A 21,542-nucleotide genomic window follows, 5' to 3' on the forward strand; every position below is an offset into this window, starting at 1 on the left:
AAGAGGAAACTTTAATAATAGTTCCACAAAATCTAGACATCGCCTAAATTTAATGTTTGTACGCTTTTAATCGTACTGGGTTAACTACAAAACCCTCTATCGAATTAGGGATAAACCCATCTCCGACTGCTTTTCGGCCAATATTCAAAGAACCGTTTACATCGGCATTTATGAAGCGTCCAGTTTTGGTTCTGAACAATCCTCTTTTTACCCTACTGCCAATGTAGTCGGAATGTTGTTGAATTGGTTCCCAATCCAAGGCTGAACATTTGGATGTGTAATTCTCCTCTACTAACACAACTTTAATTCCCGCAATCTGTCCTTTGTAATGCAACATTTGCACGAATCGGCGATGGGGAATACAGGCAAAATTTTGATTATTAACCTTGCCAGTCTTAATCCCATCTTTGAAATCCTGGTTCCAGCCTATAACCAGCAAGCCAATTTGATGATTGACGAGTTCTTTAATAATTGCGGAGCTCGTCGTGTGGAGGTAGTAATCCACTTTACAGTTACGCTTGTGCCACAATTTGGCGAGTTTTTTACTGTTTTTTTGCGCTGCGGGCAGCAATGATTTCAAGGCCGATGAAACTTGATTGCAGTATTGGTTAGTTGACTTAAGAGCCCGTCCGTCGAAGATTGTCGGTACTAACCCAGGAACATTGTAGGTTAATGTTGCCAGATTGTTTAATCCTAAATCTATGGCAGCTACTCTCTGATTAACTTGTAAAGGCTGTTCTAACTTTTCATAGAGCACCTCGACAACATAACAACCTACTTTGGGAACAATCCGGATTTCCAGAATCGAGGTAACTTTTGAGGGCAACCAAATATTTGTCCCAGAGGGACGAGCATATCCTTTTTTTAAGGCTCTTTTGCTGACAGCTTGACAATTAAATACAACTACATAGCGCCCGTCCTCTCTTTTTCGCTCTCTTGAACCTTTATAATGAGGGATTTTCGGGGCGGCTTTAAATTTTGTTGGGTCTTCCTGATAGTTTCGCACCGCCAGATAATAGCTAGTCCATGCTTTGAGCACTAAGCCGAGTGTGCTTTGTGCTACCTTGGCGGGCAGTGCTTTGTAATCAGGACTTGTTTTGAGCGTGTGATAAACAGCCAGAGCGTTTGTTTGTTGGCTAGCGAAAAAGTTTTGACGGTAGATGTAGTTAGCGCTATTGTAAAGATTTTTGCACAGCCAAGACAGTCGATCGGCTTCTCGATAAAACCTATGATTTGGTTTAATGACGTGCCTTTCGACTAACTGCATAATCGGTATATATACTTTAATTCAAGATGATACACTGTATTTATGAGTGTGTCAATCTTTTAATTTCTGGAAAAATTGACGGTACAAGTAAATAAAGGACTATAAAGTAAGCAAAGTTTTGTAATACCCTCGTTGTTGCAGGTTCTCATGTCAATTCGTCAAGTTTTCGAGCAATCCATTGAAATTCACGCTGCTGCTACTCTGGTGGAGCGCTGTATAGTCGATCAAACTTTGATGCACAAGTGGCTTAATCCCCTGCTACGCTGCGAGCCCGAGGGCCAATGGGATACGGCTGTAGGAAGTCGCAGCTTATTTATCATAAAACTTCCCGTTTTGCAACCCACTTTAGAGAGTGTGGTGTTGGAGCGACAACCCGGTTTAATTGTGTGGGGGTTTGACGGATTTTTCAAAGGATGCGATCGTTGGGAATGCCAGCCCCAAATCCAAGGAACTCTCTTGATTAATCGCTTTGAATTTCAAATTCCCAATCGTTTAATTAGATTTGGTTTCAATCGCTTTGCAGCCCCTTGGACGCAGAAAGATATGAAAGACCAACTCCGCCGACTCAAGCGGGTAGCCGAGCAACTATCTCAAAAAATGGGTAAGGGGTAATGGAGAAGGGGTAATTGGGAACTTGTTCGCTCCCGTAGCCGAAGTATTGGTAATTGGTAATAGCTGAAAACTAAGAGCTAATAGGAAAAAAAGCACCAATTTCCAATTCCCAATTCCCAATTCCCAATCCCCTGGAATTTCAGTTATTTACTTCGCACTTCCTGATGGACTGGGCTGACAAATCATTTGTCTGGCAGAATTCACCGCTTGACCGGCGGTATTTTGCAAAGCCGGGGAATTCTGATACAAAGCTTGCAAATCTTGCACGTCTTTAATCACTCGCTCGTAGATAGCCATAGCTTGATTGCCGTCAACTTCTAAAGCCGCAGGGCTGTAATTTTGCATCACTTCAATCAGCGATATTTTGCCATCTTTGGAAGCTGCGACTAAAGCATCGCGCAGTGCGGGAACGCTTTGAAGCCGAGCAGTCGGCGCATAAGCAACCTCGCCCAATTGTTTGAAAACAATTTCCCCAAAATAAGTAGTTGCCAGCCGCCCTACTAATTGGGAATCTAAAGGCACTTCTCGCGTTAAGATTTCGCGCACCGACTCGGGAGTTTGTTTCGCAAGACTCAGAACACTTTGCAGTTGAGATGATGCTTTGCCAGTTTGTGCAAAGCTTTGCAAGTCGCTCATCGGTAATGTTACGTCAACAGCACCGTATTTTACGGTAAGATTGTCTAATGCAAAGGCTTTGTCGCTGCTTAGGACTACTGCACTTGTTCCCAGCAAAAGAGCCAAACCTAATGATAAAGACTTTGACATTCTTTTGGTTAAATGGGCTGACAGCGGTTGCATTGCGTTGAGATAACCTTGTTGAAACTGAAAGTTCATGAGTTTGTGCCTCTTTACTTCAAAATACTTTTTCGATCGCTCGTCTGTGCGGGTATCAGTGCAGGTATCAGTGCAGGTATCAGTCGGGAAAGTGGACTCGGGATTTCCGTAAATGACCTATGATTTTACAGTCAATTCAAGCAAATTTAACCTATCAAAAGATAGGTGTTAATTGACAATTAATATGTTATGCTTAGCTTTTTGACAATTTCAGATACCTTTGTAAAAATGATAAAAGCGAAATTTGGTCGTCGGGCAACAGTTTATTGAGTGTCACTTGAATATGTCTTCTAGTGTGCGATCGATACCAAATTTAAGTTCACATATCCTGATCGAGCCGATCGACCAATTGGCGAATTCTAGCAGCATCAGGAGCATTCGGAGCATTTCTCAGGTATAGTTCCAAATCGTGGCGCGCTTCCACGAAGCGTCCCAGTTGATAATAGAGAATTCCCCGATCGCGCCGTTCCCCCAGCGCATCGGGAAACAGCAGCAAAATCCGTTCGATCGCCAAGAGTACCTTCACAGCATCTCCCTGTTGCAAGTAAATCGCCTTCAGATTTCCCAGCATTCGCCCCAAAAAATGTCGGCGACTTACCGGAGCTAGAAAAGTCGGCTGTAACTCCATAGGTTGACCATAAATTTGAGAAAGTCTGGCTTGACAATCTTCAGGAAACAAGATTTCGCCGCCGTTAAACGCATCAACAAAGATACCAGCATCTTCAAAATCCGGTCTAATTAAAAAATGTCCTGGCATCCCAATTCCCACCATCGGAAAATCAATGCGCTGAGCAACCTCCAAATAAACCAAAGATAAAGATATCGGAATGCCAGTACGCCGATCGAGCACTTCATTCAAAAAGCTATTGCGGGGGTCGTAATAATCAACATCATTGCCCGCAAACTGCAACTCCCCGTATAAATAGGCGTTAATAGTTTGAATAATCCGCAGCGGATAATTCTGTGCCGGCAGGCGTGAGCGCACTTCATCTGCGATCGTGTCCAGAGCATTGAGATACTCCTCTGGCTCAAAATTTGGGTATTCTTCCAAAGCCATATAAAGAGCAGCTTTCGCCAGGTCGATCGAGCCATCAGGCTGATTTATTTCTCGATAAAAAAGTTGTCGGGCGAGCGGAAAATCCATATTTATTATTGATTTATTTTTAATTTACTTTTTCTACCAACATCAGGAACAGGCATCTTGCCTGTTCCACAACAAAGATTATTCTAGGAAACAGGCATTTTTTGTAGTATAATTAACCTTTTTTAGTGTAAAACAGGTACTTCTTATGGTGAAACAGCAATCTGGTCTGTTGCCCAAAAGAGATTAAAAACAGTGAATTATTTAAATTTTAATATATTATAAGTTTTTTCATCGAAATCAGCCACTCTTTTTAATAAAGCTTCACGATTTTTTTTAAAATCGAGCCAGATTGATGTGAACGCCCTCGGATGTTAAATCAACTTTCAAATCCCGTGACTTTTACCAATCACCCAACTGCGGCGAAAAATCTGAGCCAGAGTCGATTCTTCCAAAGCAAAATAGATAGGGCGGCCGTGAGGACAAGTGCGCGGATTGCGAGTTTGCTGCCATTCATCCAACAAATTTTGCATTTGGGAAAGACTCAAAGGAGTACCGTTTCGCATAGCACTACGGCAAGCAGTCGCAACTTGAGCCGCTTGTAAATCTGCGACTTTACTGAGTTCAAAAAGCGCATCCCCACAGTCATCTCGCTCGGCTAATAATTCGGGAACTTCGCGGGCAGCCCATAGCTGTTCGCCAAAACTTTCTACTTCCAAACCCAAGCGAGATAAATTCTCAATTTGCAGCGCCGATAATTGACTGAGAATCACTGGTTTTTCTAGAGATTTTAGCTGCCAAGCCGCGCACAATTGCTCGTATAAAACGCGCTCGTGAGCGATATGTTGTTCCACCAACCACATTCCGCTGGAATGTTCGGCAACAATGTAAGTATTGTGGACTTGAGCGATCGCCCTCAATTCCATCAATCCTATTTTATTAGCTTTTTCCTGTTCGCCACCTTCATCATTCTGCCTAGCCGAAATCCCGACACTGTAAGCACTTTTTTGTTCCGATGCCTTCAGCAATTTTCCCACTCGATCGGGAATTGGGGCAGGCGGCAAAACTTCATCGTTCAAATGCAAAGCACGAGCAATTGCTGCGCTAATTTGTGCTTGCCAAAAACTCGGATCATGCAGATAAATTTCAACCTTAGCCGGGTGGCGGTTCCAGTCAATTTCCGAAGGGGAGATTTGCAGGTGGACAAAACACACGGGATAGCGATCGCGCGGACAAGTGCGGGCAAAGGCGCTGAGAATAGTTTGCTCTAATTCTGGCGATCGCACAACTCGCCGATTTACCCCAACTTTCACCCAATCCGGCCGCCTGCGGTGACACCGATCGGGCAAACCAATTACTAACTCCAAACGCTGGGAATTTGGCATTTGGAAATGGGAGCTGGCAAGTGGTAATTGGTAATTAGGCTTAACTGTAGCGCCAACAAGTTGAGTTTCTATCAATAAATTTGCTGCTTTCTGATTTTGAGGACTCGCCGGCAAATCTAACTTTAAATACTGCAAATCGCTCGATCGCACACCGCGCACGAATTGAGGTAAAAGTTGTTCCGCTGTGCTACCAGGAGTTACGTGCAAACAAGGCGTATTTCCTTGACGCAACTGCCAATTAACGTGCGGGTGACAAATAGCAATTTGCTGAAGGGTTAATTGGATCGATCGCATTTGCTGTGCCGCCGACAAAAAACTGCGGCGCACAGGCCAATTGCCAAACAAATTATCAACAGTCACCACCGTACCCGGAGCGATCGCCGCTGTTTCCACCTCCACAGCAACGCCCGCGTTATTGTAAACCACCCGCCAGCCCGATCGAGCATTTTCAACTCCCCCCTTGTTAAAGGAAGATTTGGCGGGGGTTTGCGCCGACTCTCGATTTTCCGCAAAATCCCCCAATCCCAAATCATTCGATCGGCTCAAAACCTCCAAACAGCCCAACTGAGCTAAACTGTGCAAAGCTTCCCCACGAAATCCCAAAGTATCAATTTTGTAAAGGTCTGCTTCAGTGGTAATTTTGCTCGTACTGTGAGGCGAAGCCGCCTGTCGCAAATTTTCCAGATCCATTCCCGTACCATTATCTGCAACTTGCACCCGCCACTGTTCCGGCCAGACAGAAACAACGATGCGAGTTGCGCCAGCATCCAGAGAATTTTCAACTAATTCTCGTACCGCAGCGGCGATCGAGTCAATCACTTCGCCTGCGGCAATTAAATTGATAACTTCTGTGGGTAAGGTTTGAATAGTAACTGGCATCAGATTTTTAGCGCTTCGTTAATTCAATTCTACTTGATTCTGCAAATCGCTACACAGTATTAGGAATTAGGCTCTTAAACTCGGTTTCTCATAAAAATATTGTTTAATAACAAGATATCTACTCATCAACCAAGTCTCTAACGCTTAGTGAGAAAGTCCTAAGTATATATCTTCTTACCTACTTAAACTCGATCGGCTTAAGCCCTGATTTTCGGCAAGCGGATGTAAAAAGTGGTTCCTTTTTCCTCCTCCGACTCATAAGTAATTTTCCCTTTGTGAGCCTCAACGATTGACTTAACAATCGCCGTTCCCAACCCGGTACCAGTCCGCTTTCCATAAGTCACAAACGGTTCAAATAACTTTTCTTTAATTGTCGGCGGAATGCCAGGGCCGTTATCGTAAATGCTAATTTCTGCCCACTCCTCACTTTGTGTCACAATAATCTCTACTCGCCCCCCTCTTCCGCCAAAAGCCTCAACAGCATTCCCAACTAAATTTTGTAAAACGCGCAAAATTTTATTTTCATCCGCTTCCACTATTACTTCTGTCACCCGTACTACCAAATTTACTTTGACTGCTTCACAATAAACTCTGTTCAATTTTTCAAACTGTTGCAACGTCTGAATTAGATTAACGGGTTTTTTATGTAAGACAGAATGACCGCGCGAAAATTCTAACACTTCTTCAGCCATCCCCAACATTCGCTGAACCTGCAATTGAATAAGTTCACACCACTCCTGACTTTCCTCATCTTCGTGCATTTCTTTGAGCATTTCAGTGGAGAGTTTAATTCCCGTAACAGGGCTTTTGAAATCGTGAATAATTGTACTCACCATTTCTCCTACCAATACCATTTTTTGTTTGTGTACCAACTGGCTAACATAGTGATCCGTGGTTTCTCGTAAATTTTTAGTAATAAAACTAAACATTTGCAGCACCGAACTGCCTTTAGCAAACTGGAGAGTTGCTATTAGTTCTTCACGGGCTATTTTGGCCAAAGTCGAGCCTGCAACTGCCACAGCTCTAGCACTGCGAGGTTCTCCGTCTAAAACTCCGAGTTCGCCAAAATAATCGTCTGGCTTAGCCACAGCAACAGTTTGATATTTATGATTTTCAAGACGCTTGCTAAACTCGACTTTACCTTCTAAAACTAGATATAAAAAATCCGCTGTTTCTCCTTCTTCAAAAACCAGCGTTTCCTGAGCAAAACTCTCCAAAACAGCTATTTGGTAAAGGTGAGCAGCTTGCTCGGGTTCAAAATAAGACATAAATCGATGAGAGGCCAGATCCATGTGAAAATACCTGAGGCTTAATTTAAACAGTTTCTTTTTTCTCTTTTCGCCGATCACCATCGGTGCGTTAATAAAATACAATACTGCTTTAATCTGCCTCTGTTTTCGAGCCTCCTCGGCTTTGACGCAAGAATCAGCGTCGGGATGCAGAGCCAGACTAGGATAGCAGCACCAGCAATCTCACCAAAATTCTCAGTTAATTGACTAAAATACATAAGTATTGTACTATTTTTGAGATTTAAATTGGATGTCCGGGGGGTTCTCCGGCCACCTCAGAAGATTTTAACTGTAGAGAGATCGTGTAATTTAAATGTCGATCGACCGAGTTTACAAAAATTAACGCTCGCCTGATAAAACGATCGCAGCATTCTGCCCGCCAAAGCCAAAACTTAAACAAACCGCATTTCTGACAATAGCCGATCGCGCACAGCGAACAAAATCTAATTCAAACCCCGGTTTTGTCATTCCAACGCAAGGCGGCAACATCTGATATTTAATGCTCATCAAACAAAAAGCCGCGCCCAAAGCTCCCGAAGCTCCCAAAGTATGACCCGTAGCCCCCTTAGTCGAACTAACAGCAACTCCTGGGTGAAATAACTTCTCAATTAACAGTGCTTCGTGTCGGTCATTTAACTCAGTTGCAGTACCGTGAGCGTGAATAAAATCTATATCAATCGCCGCTAAATTGCTGCGTTTCAAACATTGATTTACCGCCGCGATCGCACTTTCCCCCCCCAGCTCCGGTGAGTTAGCATGGCAAGCATCATTTGTCAAGCCCAAACCGGAAATTCGACCGTAAATTTTAGCACCACGACGCCTTGCTAACTCGGCAGATTCTAATACAAATAAAGCCCCGCCTTCACCGAGAACAAAGCCTTCCCGATTTTCATCAAAGGGATAGCAGCCATTGTTTGCCAAAGCACCCATCCGGCTAAATCCAGCGAGAGTCAGCGGTGTGATAGGCGCTTCGACAGCACCTGCGATCGCCCGCTGACACTCACCGGTGCGGATTAAATCAACAGCGCGGGCGATCGACCAAATACCCGTGGCACAAGCAGCCATCGGCGCCAGTACCGGCCCCATCGAGCCAATTGCCCTCGCCGCCGCGATCGCCCCCATGTGAGGCAAAAAATTCACAAATTGAGAATTGGGCATTGGGCATTGGGCATTGGGCATTGGGCATTGCGAATCGGTAATTGAGAATTCTCTATCCTCTTCCTTCTTCCCTCTTGCCTCTTCCCTCTTGCCTCTTCCCTCTTGCCTCTTCCTTCTTCCCTCTTCCTTCTTCCCTCTTCCTTCGCTTGCCAACAGTTCCAAATTTGCCTGGAAGCCTCGGCTAGAACCGATAACAATCCCGCAATCGGGCAAAGGCAAAGTCAAATTAGCATCTTGCACAGCATCTATTAACACCTGCCGAATTAAACTTATTAAATCGACAGGTTTTGTGTTAATTAAAGCCAAAGGTCGCCGTTCAAGTTCTATAAAAGGCTGATGTTGCCGAATTCCTGATTCCCCAGACAACAATCTTTTCCAGCTACAATCCAGACTGCCTAAAGCAGAAACCAGGCCAATTCCCGTAACAACAACATCCACATCTGCCCTCAGATTCCCAAATTTTTAGTCATTAGTCATTAGTCATTAGTTATTTATTATTGGAACTAATTATTAACTACTAACCAATGACCAACGACTGATATCGTTTCCCGTTGCATCGGAATAATAAAATCGAGTCAACCGTCAACAGCCAACAATCATCTCGATCGTGCAACCAGAATTGATATGACGAGTGACGACTGACTACTGACTACTGAACAGGCTTAAAATTTTCCAAACCCTGAGTAACAGTAGCCCTCTCAATGCGATCGCCCGCTTCAATCTTATCAATCACATCCATACCTTGCTTGACGTACCCAAAAACCGCATAGCTACCGTCCAAAAACGGTACATCCGTCAAAGTAAAGTAAAACTGAGAAGAAGCCGAATCAGGACTCTGCGATCGAGCCATAGCAACAGCGCCGCGACTGTGCACCAACACGGGTTTCTCCTTAACCCTAGCTTCTTCTAGCGTTTGGCTGTAAGTAGGGTTTGCAGCACCTTTAGCTTTAATTTCCAGAGGAATCCTGCGTTCTGCAGAAGTTTTCGGGTCAATAAAACCGCCAGTTCCCAGTCGCGCTGTAGGGAATTTAGGGTCTTTACCCTGGGGATCGCCGCCCTGAACTACAAAAGGCTGAGGTTCCCGCACGACTCGGTGAAATACCAGTCCGTCGTAGACTCCTTTCTGAACCAAATCGACAAAATTGCCCGCAGTAATTGGCGCATTTGTGCCGTCGAGTTCGATCGTAATTGGAGCACCTTTAACCGTCATAACCACCGTTGCTTTTCCTTGCAATCGTGGCAAATTGCTAAATTGCGAACTCGCCGCTACAGCAGCAGGAGAAGGAGACGGAGACAAAGAAATATTTTCACCCGACGCCGGATTCGATGTCGGAGTCGAGTTGGCCACAGGGGAACTACCACATCCTCCGACAAACAACGCGCCAATTATTAAAAGTGAGAACAACCACCGCTGAATTTTGATTTGCATTTGCATTTGTATTTTCACTTTGAGTCAATTACGGACTTTGCAACTAAAGATTTTAGTTCAATAGTCCGGACTGTTTTTAGTTCGTAGTCTGAAACCCGCGATTTTGCTTTGGTAGCGAACTTGCCTTGGAGCCTTGAAACCCTTATTCTACGGTTGGCAATCAAAAACTGTCGGAAGTATTGTTAATTGATAGATTCAAAAATTGGTAACGGGCTTACTCGCAGATCGCTCTTTTTCACTTACCGGGTAGGTAAGGTGCGCGGCCCGGCGCACCCTACGAGACATTACCAATCTAAAATCTAAAATCGCAAATCGAAAATCCCTAAAGTCCTTCTAGGGGAACTTGCAAAAATCGAGCCAATTCGGCCGCTTGATTTTCCACTTCCGACAAAGCAATCGGCTGTCCGACTCTAGTCAGGGGAAACTGACGGCGGTCTTTGAGCTTAAGATAAATACTGCGGCGGGGACTGAGACCTTCTTTAATGTCTACCCGCACAGATTGCACGTCCGATGTCTTGCAAGTAAAATCAAGCTTGCGGTTTTTGCCGGGAAAACCCCAGCGAAAGATCCGAATGTTGCCAGTTTGTCGATCGAACTCGCTGTAACCGCCACCGACATCCCAGAGAATAGTCAGCCACAGGTAGAGCGCCAACAGCACGCCACAGACACCGTAGAAACCCATCGCAATGCCTTGGGGGATGAAAACAAGGTGAGTCGGGTCAGCAAAAGGCAGCAGGTTAACGTGCAAGTAGCTGGAAATGCCCGACAGCAGGAAACCAGTCCCTCCAATGCTGACCACCGTCGCCCACCAGTAATTGCTGAAGCGGCGGGAGCCCAAAACCGGGTAGCGCAGGACAGGATCGATCGAGGTCGTTGTTTTTGCAGTCATAAAATTAAACAGCCTTAAAGCCAAATCTTAATTCAATTAGTCCACCGAGCGTCACGCTTGGCTGACGCGATCGCAAGCGACCGATCGGCATTGTGTAACAACTCCTGCTAATTATGTTGAAAAATTCTGAACTTCTAATATATAGTTATGTTAACTTTAATTAGAAACCTTAGTCTTTTAACAAGCAAAAGGATTTTACCGCAATGACAATCGCAGTCGGACGCGCCCAGACCGAAAGAGGCATCTTTGATGTCCTCGACGACTGGCTCAAACGCGATCGCTTCGTCTTCGTAGGCTGGTCTGGCATCCTGCTATTCCCCTGCGCCTACCTAGCCATCGGTGGCTGGTTAACAGGCACCACCTTCGTCACATCCTGGTACACCCACGGTTTGGCAAGCTCCTACCTCGAAGGAGCCAACTTCCTCACCGTAGCAGTCTCCACCCCAGCCAACAGCCTCGGACACTCCCTGCTGTTCCTGTGGGGCCCGGAAGCACAGTGGGACTTTACCCGCTGGTTCCAACTTGGTGGGCTGTGGACATTCGTAGCCCTCCACGGCGCTTTCGCGCTGATCGGCTTTTGCCTGCGTCAGATTGAAATCGCTCGTTTGGTAGGCATCCGTCCCTACAACGCCCTAGCATTCACCGGCCCCATCGCCGTGTTTGTTTCGGTGTTCCTGCTTTACCCCTTGGGTCAATCAGGCTGGTTCTTCGCCCCCAGTTTCGGCGTCGCAGCAATTTTCCGCTTTTTGTTATTCCTGCAAGGCTTCCACAACTGGACGCTCAACCCGTTCCACATGATGGGCGTTGCAGGCATCTTGGGCGGCGCGCTGTTGTGCGCTATCCACGGTGCAACCGTAGAAAACACCTTGTTTGAAGACGGCGAAGGCGCAAACACCTTCCGCGCCTTCAACCCAACTCAGTCAGAAGAAACCTACTCGATGGTTACAGCTAACCGCTTTTGGTCGCAAATCTTCGGAATTGCCTTCTCCAACAAGCGCTGGTTGCACTTCTTCATGTTGTTCGTACCTGTCACAGGCTTGTGGATGAGCTCCATTGGCATCGTCGGTTTAGCATTAAACCTGCGCGCCTATGACTTCGTATCACAAGAATTGCGCGCTGCTGAAGATCCTGAGTTTGAAACGTTCTACACTAAGAACATTCTGCTTAACGAAGGCATTCGTGCCTGGATGGCTCCTACCGACCAACCTCACGAAAACTACATCTTCCCTGAAGAAGTTCTGCCTCGCGGTAACGCACTTTAAAAAAATCAGGATTTGGATTTCAGATTAATTTAAGTTTTTTAAACTAATATGAAATCCACATCCCTATTCCCTGGCGCAGGTGCGGTACTCCCGTGCCCTACTAGGGGAACAAAAAAACCCAAAATCCAAAATCTAAAATCGTTGGAGGTTCTACCGCGTGGTAACGCTCTCTAATTCCTACGCAAGCGGTCGCGACCAAGAATCCTCCGGGTTCGCTTGGTGGTCTGGCAACGCTCGTTTAATCAATCTTTCCGGCAAACTGCTGGGCGCCCACGTCGCTCACCAAGGTTTGATCGTTTTCTGGGCTGGAGCAATGACTTTGTTTGAAGTCGCTCACTTTATCCCAGAAAAGCCCATGTACGAACAGGGCTTAATTTTGATGCCCCACATCGCTACTTTGGGTTGGGGCGTCGGCCCCGGCGGTGAAGTTACGGATATCTTCCCGTTCTTCGTAGTCGGCGTTCTTCACTTGATTTCATCTGCTGTTCTCGGTTTGGGCGGCATTTATCACGCCGTTCGCGGTCCGGAAGTTCTCGAAGAATACTCTTCGTTCTTCGGCTACGACTGGAAAGACAAGAACCAGATGACCAATATCATTGGCTACCACCTAATTTTGTTGGGATGCGGCGCTTTGCTGCTCGTAGCTAAAGCCATGTTCTTCGGCGGTGTCTATGACACTTGGGCTCCGGGCGGCGGCGACGTGCGGGTCATTACTAACCCCACTCTGAATCCGGCTGTGATTTTTGGCTACTTGACTCGCTCTCCTTTTGGTGGCGAAGGCTGGATTGTCAGCGTCAACAACATGGAAGATATCATCGGCGGTCACATCTGGGTTGGCCTGATTTGTATCGCTGGCGGTGTTTGGCACATTTTGACCAAGCCTTTCGGTTGGGCTCGCCGCGCCTTAATCTGGTCTGGCGAAGCTTACCTGTCTTACAGCTTGGGCGCTTTGTCCCTGATGGGATTCATCGCTTGCTGCTTTGTCTGGTTCAACAACACTGCTTACCCCAGCGAATTCTACGGCCCGACGGGCCCGGAAGCTTCTCAAGCGCAAGCTTTGACCTTCCTGATCCGCGACCAACGCTTGGGTGCTAACGTCGGTTCTGCACAAGGCCCCACCGGTCTCGGTAAATACCTGATGCGCTCTCCTACTGGCGAAATCATTTTCGGCGGTGAAACGATGCGCTTCTGGGATTTCCAAGGCCCTTGGTTGGAACCCTTGCGCGGTACTAACGGTTTGGACTTGAACAAAATCAAGAATGACATTCAGCCTTGGCAAGCTCGCCGCGCGGCTGAGTACATGACTCACGCTCCTTTGGGTTCTTTGAACTCTGTGGGTGGTGTGGCGACTGAAGTTAACTCGTTTAACTTCACTTCTCCTCGTTCTTGGCTGTCCTGTTTCCACTTTGTGATGGGTTTCTTCTTCTTGATCGGCCACTTGTGGCACGCTGGTCGCGCTCGCGCGGCTGTCGCTGGCTTTGAGAAGGGTATCGATCGCGAAAATGAACCAGTGCTGGCTATGCCTAATTTGGACTAATCGATCGAATTTATTTCTGATTTGATTGTCTAATCGAAAAAAGCTCCTGCTTAACGGCGGGAGCTTTTTTTTGTAGGGGAATCTTTGGGAAAGTTTGGTTGACAAATAGGGAAGATTATGGAAACATTGAATTCGCAAGGGGATAGAAAAATTAGAGCGGGAGAGGGAAAACCAGCCTCTGTATGGGCTGACGGGTGATGGAATGAATATTATTAGGGTAGAGTAATTATGCAACACAATAAAAAACGTTTAAGTTGGTTTGAATCAGGTAAATCATTGCAATATATTATTGATCTGCTACAAGAAGCTAAACAAAAAATTCGGATTGCTACAGGATTTTTTACAATTAAAGGATGGAACTTAATCCGTCATTACACTACAGGTAAAAAAACCTATCTTTTAGTTGGCTTAGATGATCCTGGTGAACAACGAGCAAGAATGGCTTTAATTCAAGAAATAATGCGAGACTTACGAACAGGATTAGACAGAGATAGAAGAAATTCGGTTCGTGACCTTGTGAAAAAAATAGAGTCTAATCAATTTGAAATTGTTGATGCTAGGGCAAAAGACCACCATAACAAGCTTTATATTTTTGATGAAAGAGCTGCTATTCAAACCTCCTCAAATTTAACAGGAAAAGGACTCATCGAGCAAGTCGAAGGAGGAAATATTATTACAAAAAAATCTGAAGTGATAGACTTAATTCAAGAATTTGATAACTTTTTTAACAAGGCTCACGATTTAACCCAAGACCTACTAGAAATTTTGAGGAAATGGTTAGAATTTGCTACACCTTGGGATATTTATCTAAAAACACTCTTAACTTTAGAGCAAATTAAACCAGTTAAAACTACTTATAGTAAAAAGCCTCTCATTTATCAACAAGATATGATTTCTTTAACATTAAGCCAAATTTATGAACATGGTGGCTCAATGCTAGTTGCTTCAACAGGACTAGGTAAAACTGTGATGGGAACTTTAATTGCGGTTCAATTAAAAGCAGAAGATTTTATTGATAAAGTGATTATTATTTGTCCTATGCCTGTTAAGGCTAGTTGGCGTAAAGAAATGCGAGACGCTAGTATATCTGCTGATTTTTTTACTCTGGAAACTTTAGATAAAGAAGATTCAAATAAAGCAAGCGATCTGGATATGTGGGAGGATTTTATTAAGGATATCCGCTCAGGGAAAGGACGTTATTTATTAATATTTGATGAAAGTCATAAGTTAAGAAAGCGTTATCCCGATCAATTTGGAAATAAATATTCTAAAATTGAAAGAAGAAGAGAAAGAAAAGCATTCACTAGAATCAATGAAGTTGTGAATGAATTTGGAAACTCCGAAAGAGTGAAAGTTTTATTATTAACAGGTTCCCCTTACGCCACAGATATTGATAATATTAATGTTCAACTTCATTTATTACCTCACACAGCCGAAACTTCTGTTTTGTTTCCGCACTTTTTTGATGATGCTTGTGCTTGGAAAATTGAAGAATCAAGTAAATTCACACAATTACCTGTTGCTCACCAATTAACAACTCCCCACGTTGCTAAATATTATGGTCAATCAGATGAAAAAGGACGTTATATCAATTTTGGAGAAGAAAAAAAATATTTTCCTGATGTTTTTCTTTTTACTATTTCTTTTCCTGTAATTTTGGAATCTGAGTTAAGTTCAGTAATCACTCAAGGCTATTTTGATTTAAACATACCTAATCCTATATATCGAAAAAATATTGTTAGTCTTATCAAGAAAGCCTGGGCAAGTTCTCCTTTAGCATTAAAAGAAAGTTTAGAAAGTGTTGTTGATACCCCGGAAGGAGAAAAATCATTTAATTTGGATAAGTCTGAATTTGTAATTTCACAAGAACAACGTCAAGAAGTTTTAAATCCAATTATTAGTAATCTACATAAATTAAAACAACAACAAGATAAAAAGCTCCAAAATTTGCTGAATATTATAGATTTTCACTGTCCTCAAGAAAAATTAGTTATTTTTTGTGAACGTTATCCTACTGCTTTTTACTTAGAAGAAGCAATTACATTGTTAAAGTCATCTTTAAGAATATTTAGCACGATTGAAAAAAGTAAAGATGCTAAATATCAACCAAAAACTTTAAAGAACGTAGAAAAAGCAATTGAAAAATTTGCTCCCATTGCCAATAATAGTTCTCCAAATAGTCAAGATACTTATGATATATTTATCACTACTGATAATTATGGCATTGGCGTTAATATGCAGGATGCCTCAGTTGTAGTTAATTATGACATAGCATGGACTCCTATTGAGCCGATTCAAAGAGCCGGAAGAATTTTAAGACTTTGGGATGATTTTCGGACTGTAAGAATATATACTTTCATTCCAATTCTTACAGATACAAAAGAATTACAAGATGAAGTTGTAGATATAGGTAAACGTTGGGATAAGTTAATGCAACGCCATGAAGAATCTCGAAAACTAACTGATTTGCCTGTTTTAACATCAGATAAGAAACAATTAATTAATATGCCAGATTTTGCTTCTGGTACTAAAGTTAAAAAGGGAATCTTAAATCTTCAGCAGGCCGATGATAAAGACGTTTCTCGTTATTATCAACATACTCGGAAACTACATTCCTATCGTGATTATGCGGAAACTCTCGAAAGTGATTTGGTTAGTGCTTTAAATTATTCAGGTGAATTTATTTTTATATATATTCTTTTAAAACATAAGGATGACTATAAAATATTACTGTACGATCAACAAAAAGAAAAGTTGCGTTCTCCTTCACATGAGGATATTCTAAATTTAATTGAATGTACTCCTGAAACTGAAGTTGCTTTAGTAGAGGCGAATATAGTAGAAGAGTTGGCTGATGTTGTTATTAGAAAATGGTGTCAGCAAAATCAGATTTATGAAGAAGATGTGAGTAGAGAATGCACATTATATTTGAAGCCCAAGGATAATGAAAATTATATCAAACAATTGCTGAGGTATGAACGCCCTGACGAGTCTGAGGCTGCTGATTGGACGCGACCCGACCATCCGCCCGGTTGAGAGAGTTGCTGCTAAACGAAGGTTTAGAGTGTTACACGATGGATAGTTCATCAGTTACTTCGATGCGACCTAGGGGATGAAAAGGTTGGAGGCAATTCGACAATAGCAGAGTCAGCTTTTACAAGAAGCGTCGGCTATTTTAGGCAAGCAATTTAATGCAGAGTGAGAAAGTGTGACCCGATCGCACTCATGGTAAATTTAATAAATCCAGGCTTTTCCTCAAAAGCAGACAAAAGAAGGCTTGCAGTTGATCGCCCAATACGCCATGCCCGATTCCGAATTTTCCGATGACTTAAAATGGACACCTGAAGCCAAGGCAAAGTCGCAACTGAAGTTAACTCGTTTAACTTCACTTCTTCTCGTTCTTGGCTGTCCTGTGTCCACTTTGTGATGGGATTCTTCTTCTTAATCGGCCCCTAGTGGCACGCGGGTCGCGCTCGCGCTGCTGTCGCTGGCTTTGAGAAGGGGATCAATCGCGAAAATGAACCTGTACTGGCTATGCCTGATTTGGACTAATCGAGAGAGTTTATTCCTGATTTGATTGTCTAATCGAAAAAAGCTCCCGGTCGCGCGGCGGGATCTTTTTTTTGAGCAAATATCTGGAAAAAGCGGCTTTGCGGTCCCTCAACCGTTCTCTGAATGAATCTGCAAGTCTTAAAAATTGACAATTTTAATCAGTTAGGGTATAAAGCTTGCAAGGCAGGCTCTACAAAGTTTATATTTAAAGTACAAAAGTTTTCATCCCACACAATGGAAAGTTGCAATGGAAAGTTGCAATTTTAAGGCAGATCGCTACAGGTGCAAAACTAATCGACGATCGCCCTCAGGATATTTATATTTTATTAAATGGCTGTGCTTGCCGATTTTTTTAACAGGCACAAAACTTTTGGGCGGCTTACTGTTATTGCTAGGAAAGCAAAAGATTAATAATGGACTTATTAAAGATCGAAAATGTCAAGGTGATGTTCGATCGAGCAAATTTGCTCGATCGCATCGCAAACCGCATTCGCCGCTCTCTAGAACTGCCAGAAATTCTGAGCGCAACAGCAGCGGAAGTTCAATCGTTCTTGGGAACAGACAGAGTAAAAATATACAAGTTTCATAGCGACGGCAGCGGTGAAGTGATTGCCGAATCAATTAACGGCAACCGCTTGCCATCCCTATTGGGTCTGCATTTTCCAGCAGACGATATTCCCCCTCACGCCCGTGAACTGTTCGCGCAAGTACAGGTGCGATCGATCGTCGATATAGATTCCGGGCTGCTAGGCCAAAGTCCCCACCGCGACCCGGTTTCCGGCCAACTGCTGCCCGACGAAGTGCGCTTTCGCGCGGTTGACCCCTGCCATGCTGAATACTTGACTGCACTCGGCGTCAAGGCTTGCTTGGTAGTACCAATTTTTCACGGCGAAGAATTCTGGGGGTTGTTGGTATCTCACCACTCCGAGTCCCGGAGTGTCGCAGAACACCAACTGCAAGGCGTTCAGATGGTGGCAGATCAGCTCGGCGTCGCCATAGCCCAATCAACCCTCCTCGCCCAAGCGAGGGCGAAAGCTCAACGGGAAGCTGCTGTCAACCGCGTCGCCGCAGCCCTTAACTCCCAGCCGGCGATTGAACTCCAAACAGCTTTGGTAGAATCGGTAGCAGCACTAGACGCCGCCGGCGGCAGGCTGTGCATTTTCGCCACACCATTCATTTTCGACAGCAGCAAGGTTACGAATCTAGTTCCCTATTCGGATAGCTCGAATCGGGAACTCACAGTCTACACTTGCGGCTCAGGGCCGAAGATGGGAATTTTGGCAAAATACCCGCAGGTGGAGCAATACAGCGTTTGGCACGAATATTTTAAATCCGGCGAGCAACAGGTTTGGGCAATTCCCGACTTGTACCAAATTAGCAATTTGAGAAGCCTGCAACCTGCATTTCGATCGACCAAAATTCGCAGCATTTTAATCGTACCGCTCAGAACCCGCCAGCAAATATTCGGTTACTTGACCATTTTTCGAGAAGAATTTGACACCGAAACTCTCTGGGCCAGACAGTTTGATAGCGACGGGCGGCTCGCCCAATCTCGGATATCTTTTGAAGCGTGGAAAGAGTCAAAAAATGCCCAAATTCGCGAATGGAAGGGTGAAGAAATTGAATTGTTCCAAATTTTTGGCAGCCACTTTTCTAATGCTATTAACCACTCCCAACTCGATCAACAAATAGAGGAACTTAACACAAATTTAGAAAATCAAGTTCAAAAACGCACCGCTCAACTGCAGCAGTTGACCCAACAGCAGCGAGTGCTGTTTGAAGTGGTGGCAAAAATGCGGCAATCCCTCGACTTGAACAAGATTTTTAGCACGATGTCCCAGGAAGTGCGGCGGGCTTTAAATGCCGATAGAGTTGCGGTTTACCGCTTCGATCCCGCGTCGGAATTTAACGACGGCGAATTCGTTGCCGAAGATGTTTTGCCAGATTTTGTGTCAGCCATGGCAGTCAAAGTGCACGATCGCTGCTTTGGAGAAAACTACGCCAATCTCTACTCTCAGGGGCGAGTTCACGCAATGTCCGACATCAGACAGGCCGGACTGCAAGATTGTTATGAGCAAGTATTGGAGCAATTTCAGGTCAAAGCTACTTTAGTTGCACCGATTATGAAAGGCAAGGATCTTTGGGGGTTGCTGTGCGTGCACCAGTGTTCGGCTCCCCGCAACTGGGAATCTTCCGAAATTAAGTTTGCTACCCAAATTTCCGCTCAGCTCAGCATCGCCTTAGAACAAGCAGATTTACTCGCTCAAACTCAGCAGCAAGCAGTTGAGTTGCAGCGAGCAGCAGAGCAGGAGCGAATACTGTTTGAGGTAGTTGCTAAGATTCGACAATCTCTAGATTTAAATACAATTTTTAGCACGACAACTACAGAATTGCGCCGGATTTTAAAGGCCGATAGAGTGGGCGTTTATCGCTTCGATACGGACTCAAATTTTAATGAAGGCCAATTTATTACCGAAGATGTTTTGCCAGATTTTCCTTCAGCAATGGATGTGAAAATTCGCGATCAGTGTTTTGGAGAGAACTATGCAAATAAATACAGCCAGGGACGCATTCAAGTGCTGCCAGATATTGAAAGTGCGGGACTATCCGACTGCCACGCTGCTATTTTAGCTCAATTTCAAATTAGATCTCAAGTGATTATGCCGCTGATGAATGGCAGCGAGCTTTGGGGCTTGCTGTGCCTGCACCAGTGCGACAGTTCGCGCAATTGGAAAACTTCGGAAATTCAGTTTGCTACGCAAGTAGGATCTCAGTTGAGCGTAGCATTAGAACAAGCAGATTTGCTCGCTAAAACGCGCCAGCAAACGGTCGATTTGCAGGCGGCAGCCGAGCAACAGCGGATACTGTTTGAAGTGGTGGCAAAGATTCGAGAATCTCTCGATATCAACGCAATTTTTAAGACTGCAACCCAAGAAGTTTGTCAGTTTATGCAAGTCGATAGAATTGCTGTTTATCGCTTTAATCCTGATTGGGGTGGCCAATATGTGGCAGAGTTTGTGAAAGATGGCTGGATAAAATTGATAGGGGAAGGTATCAGTACGGTTTGGCAAGATACTTATTTGCAGGAAAACCGAGGTGGCAGGTATGTCAATAATGAAACTCTAGCCGTTGACGATATATATCAAGCTTGCCACTCGGAGTGTGTTGTCGGTATTTTAGAGCAATTTCAAGTGAAGGCTTATGCGATCGCGCCGATTTTTGTAGGACAAGAACTTTGGGGTTTGCTCACAGCCTATCAACATTCTGGACCCCGCTGTTGGGAAAGTTCAGAAGTTAACTTTTTAGCTCAGATTGCCAATCAGTTAGGCGTAGCTATCCAACAAGCCGATTTGCTAGCTCAAACCAGACGCCAAGCAGAACAAATCGCTCAAAGTTTAAAAGATTTGCAGCACACTCAAGCTCAATTGATTCAAACTGAAAAAATGTCTGGTTTGGGGCAACTGGTAGCTGGGATTGCTCACGAAATTAACAATCCGGTTAATTTTATTTACGGCAATCTCAATCACGCTAGTGAATATACTGCTAGCTTAGTGAGTTTGCTGGAACTTTACCAGCAGCAATATCCCGATTCTAGTCCTGAAATAGACAAATTGAGTGAAGATATTGACGTGGACTTTCTGCTAGAAGATTTGCCAAAATTGCTATTGTCAATGAAGGTGGGAGCAGATCGCATCCGTCAAATAGTTCTGTCTTTAAGGAATTTCTCTCGTCTTGACGAAAGTCAAATGAAGGCGGTTGATATTCACGAAGGGATTGACAGCACGCTGTTAATTTTACAGCACAGGCTGAAATCTAATGCGGACAGTGCAAACATTGTGCTAGTGAAAGAATACGGCACTTTGCCTTTGGTTGAGTGTTATGTTGGACAGTTGAATCAGGTGTTTATGAATGTAATTGGGAATGCGATCGATGCTTTAGATTCGCACAAGTTGCTTGCTGACCAATCGGTGGCTCCTCAAATTAAAATCTCTACTTCTGTCGGGAAACTTAATGGCACTATTCCTAGCGCGGTGATTCGGATTTCTGACAACGGCACGGGAATTTCGGAATCTATGAGAAAACGCATATTTGACCCTTTTTTCACCACTAAGTCGGTGGGGAAAGGTACAGGATTGGGACTGTCAATTAGTTACCAAATTGTGGTAGAAAAACACGGTGGCGTTTTAAAATGCAATTCGGAATTGGGGAAAGGTACTGAGTTTGCAATCGAGATTCCGCTTCGACAGCAGCCAGCAGTCATTACTGATTAGTCATTATTGTAAAATCCAGCCAATAGTCAACAGTCAACAATCACGGACGCTGCAACCATAATTGATATAATTAATCTGCGTTAATCTGTATTAGTAT

The 21,542-nt window shown here is 44.2% G+C and carries 13 protein-coding genes and 1 pseudogene; 6 read left to right on the top strand and 8 right to left on the bottom strand.

What is annotated here, in order from left to right; genetic code table 11:
- Positions 1–49: 49 nt before the first annotated feature.
- A complete protein-coding gene (locus D0A34_09015; GenBank protein UNU18987.1) occupies positions 50–1,267 on the bottom strand; it encodes a transposase in 1,218 nt (405 codons plus the stop codon).
- A gap of 147 nt (positions 1,268–1,414) precedes the next feature.
- Here D0A34_09015 and D0A34_09020 point away from each other — a divergent pair, with 147 nt between their 5' ends.
- On the top strand, positions 1,415–1,879 hold the full coding sequence (locus D0A34_09020) for an SRPBCC family protein (GenBank protein UNU18988.1): 465 nt from the start codon (positions 1,415–1,417) through the stop codon (positions 1,877–1,879).
- A gap of 147 nt (positions 1,880–2,026) precedes the next feature.
- Here the strand turns inward: D0A34_09020 and D0A34_09025 are convergent, their stop codons facing one another.
- The 7 genes from D0A34_09025 to D0A34_09055 form a co-directional block, all read right to left on the bottom strand.
- Positions 2,027–2,713 carry an alpha/beta hydrolase gene (locus D0A34_09025; GenBank protein ID UNU18989.1) on the bottom strand — a complete coding sequence of 229 codons (687 nt, stop codon included), beginning with the start codon at positions 2,711–2,713 and terminating at the stop codon, positions 2,027–2,029.
- A 319-nt stretch (positions 2,714–3,032) separates the two neighbouring features.
- Positions 3,033–3,857 (bottom strand): hypothetical protein, encoded by an 825-nt coding sequence (locus D0A34_09030; GenBank protein UNU18990.1) that lies wholly within the window; start codon positions 3,855–3,857, stop codon positions 3,033–3,035.
- A 323-nt stretch (positions 3,858–4,180) separates the two neighbouring features.
- Positions 4,181–6,058 (bottom strand): DNA mismatch repair endonuclease MutL, encoded by a 1,878-nt coding sequence (gene mutL, locus D0A34_09035; GenBank protein UNU18991.1) that lies wholly within the window; start codon positions 6,056–6,058, stop codon positions 4,181–4,183.
- 197 nt (positions 6,059–6,255) lie between these two features.
- Positions 6,256–7,350 (bottom strand): cyclic nucleotide-binding protein, encoded by a 1,095-nt coding sequence (locus D0A34_09040; protein ID UNU18992.1) that lies wholly within the window; start codon positions 7,348–7,350, stop codon positions 6,256–6,258.
- 336 nt (positions 7,351–7,686) lie between these two features.
- Entirely contained in the window at positions 7,687–8,943 is a 1,257-nt protein-coding gene (locus D0A34_09045; protein ID UNU18993.1) for a beta-ketoacyl-ACP synthase, read from the bottom strand.
- 211 nt (positions 8,944–9,154) lie between these two features.
- Positions 9,155–9,934, bottom strand: coding sequence for a peptidylprolyl isomerase (locus tag D0A34_09050; GenBank protein UNU22228.1), 780 nt, complete (start codon positions 9,932–9,934; stop codon positions 9,155–9,157).
- Positions 9,935–10,256: 322 nt separating this feature from the next.
- Entirely contained in the window at positions 10,257–10,823 is a 567-nt protein-coding gene (locus D0A34_09055) for a photosystem I assembly protein Ycf4 (protein UNU18994.1), read from the bottom strand.
- Positions 10,824–11,026: 203 nt separating this feature from the next.
- On the opposite strand from D0A34_09055, the gene psbD reads away from it, so the two are divergent.
- From psbD to D0A34_09080, 5 genes and pseudogenes are all read left to right on the top strand, one after another.
- Complete coding sequence (gene psbD / locus D0A34_09060; protein UNU18995.1) at positions 11,027–12,085, top strand: photosystem II D2 protein (photosystem q(a) protein); 1,059 nt, start codon at positions 11,027–11,029, stop codon at positions 12,083–12,085.
- Between the two features lie 157 nt (positions 12,086–12,242).
- Positions 12,243–13,622 carry a photosystem II 44 kDa subunit reaction center protein gene (gene psbC / locus D0A34_09065; protein UNU18996.1) on the top strand — a complete coding sequence of 460 codons (1,380 nt, stop codon included), beginning with the start codon at positions 12,243–12,245 and terminating at the stop codon, positions 13,620–13,622.
- Positions 13,623–13,850: 228 nt separating this feature from the next.
- Complete coding sequence (locus tag D0A34_09070; protein UNU18997.1) at positions 13,851–16,658, top strand: helicase; 2,808 nt, start codon at positions 13,851–13,853, stop codon at positions 16,656–16,658.
- A gap of 321 nt (positions 16,659–16,979) precedes the next feature.
- Positions 16,980–17,174, top strand: a pseudogene (locus D0A34_09075) (Photosystem II reaction center protein).
- Positions 17,175–17,587: 413 nt separating this feature from the next.
- The gene (locus D0A34_09080; GenBank protein UNU18998.1) at positions 17,588–21,445 is read left to right on the top strand and encodes a GAF domain-containing protein; all 3,858 of its coding nucleotides are present in this window, start codon (positions 17,588–17,590) and stop codon (positions 21,443–21,445) included.
- Positions 21,446–21,542 lie beyond the last annotated feature (97 nt).

The organism is Microcoleus vaginatus PCC 9802 (genome assembly GCA_022701275.1).
GTDB classification, from domain to species: domain Bacteria; phylum Cyanobacteriota; class Cyanobacteriia; order Cyanobacteriales; family Microcoleaceae; genus Microcoleus; species Microcoleus vaginatus_A.